Consider the following 1,362-nt stretch of genomic DNA (forward strand, 5'->3'; position numbering starts at 1 on the left):
AAAATAAGTATATTTACAATTATACAGACCATTTGGGAAATGTGCGTTTAAGCTATTTTAACAATGGATCAGGAGTAGAAGCTCTTAAAGAAAACAATTATTATCCTTTTGGATTGAAGCATCAAGGATATAATATACTAACTGGAAATTCGAGTTATCAGTATAAGTACAATGGCAAGGAACTGCAAGAGACAGGAATGTATGATTATGGGGCACGTTTCTATATGCCCGATATTGGACGATGGGGTGTTGTGGATGAGCTTGCCGAAAAATTTAGTCGCCACAGTCCATATAATTATGTTGTTAATAATCCTATTAATGGTATTGATCCTGATGGAAGAGATGCAATATTTCTTGCTGATTCAAAAGCTGTTCCTGTTGCTGGTCACGGAGCTGTGATTGTAGGAAATGAAAGAGATGGTTGGTATTATTATTCAATGAATGGAACAGGCGAGGGAAGTAGTCCTTATGGAGATGCTAAATATGCTGATGTTGGAACATTTTTAGGCAAAGGATTAAACCCTAAGCAAGCAATGTTGGAAGCAAATACAAAAAACCCAGATGAAACTCACCATTACGATAAATTTGTTACTGTTAAAACAACTAAAGAAGAGGATGCAAAAATAAAAGAAGCTGCTGCTAAAGCAGCCAGTGCAGAAAAATACTGTGTAATTGGACAATCTTGTGCAACGGTGATGTTGGATTCCCTTAATAAAATCATAGATATAAGATCTAATAACGCATGGTATGTTCCAAAGGTTAGAGATCCTGCTCCTAACAATATTATGGATTATTTTAATAAAGAAAAAGGAGGAGGAATTAACTTTTTAAATAGATTCCTTCTTCCTTCGGATAAGAAAATTGAAACTCGTAAAGTGGGAAAACTTGAAGTTGGGCCTCTTATTCCTGAAGGTGTAGATAAAAATTCTAAAATTACAATGCCATGAAAAAAGCAATCATTATTTTTATAGGTATTATTATACTTTGTACATTTCTTTATTATGCATTTGGTGTTTTTTCTTCATCAGTTGGATGGTATGGTTATCAGAAATGGAAGTATAGAAGGGGAACTTCGACCATTGAAAAATCAAAACAAAGAAAAGTCTTTGTAAAAGAATTAGAATATAAAATCGTTGATTCTGCTAATTTAAATGGGTTTTATTTTAAACCCTATATTGAAAAAGGATTTAGGTATGGTTATCATTCTATGGAAGATACAAGAATAGATAATTTTTCACATTATCCTTATAATTTAAGTTATGAGAGAAATAAGAATGATTCTATTTCATTAGATATTTTTTCGGATGACAAAAAAAAATTAGATAGTTGTGATGTAGTTTGGGGATATTTAAAACAACCGTA

The 1,362-nt window shown here is 32.2% G+C and carries 2 protein-coding genes; both read left to right on the forward strand.

The features are described from left to right. Positions 1 to 947, forward strand: a 947-nt coding sequence (locus tag CHRY9293_RS18325; RefSeq protein ID WP_162034298.1) for an RHS repeat domain-containing protein, incomplete at its 5' end; no start/stop codon positions are given. Continuing rightward, a partial coding sequence (locus CHRY9293_RS18330; protein WP_162034299.1) for a hypothetical protein occupies positions 944 to 1,362 on the forward strand: 419 nt, incomplete at its 3' end. The genes CHRY9293_RS18325 and CHRY9293_RS18330, both read left to right, overlap by 4 nt.

The organism is Chryseobacterium potabilaquae, assembly GCF_902728265.1.
In the GTDB taxonomy this organism is placed as follows: Bacteria; Bacteroidota; Bacteroidia; order Flavobacteriales; family Weeksellaceae; genus Chryseobacterium; species Chryseobacterium potabilaquae.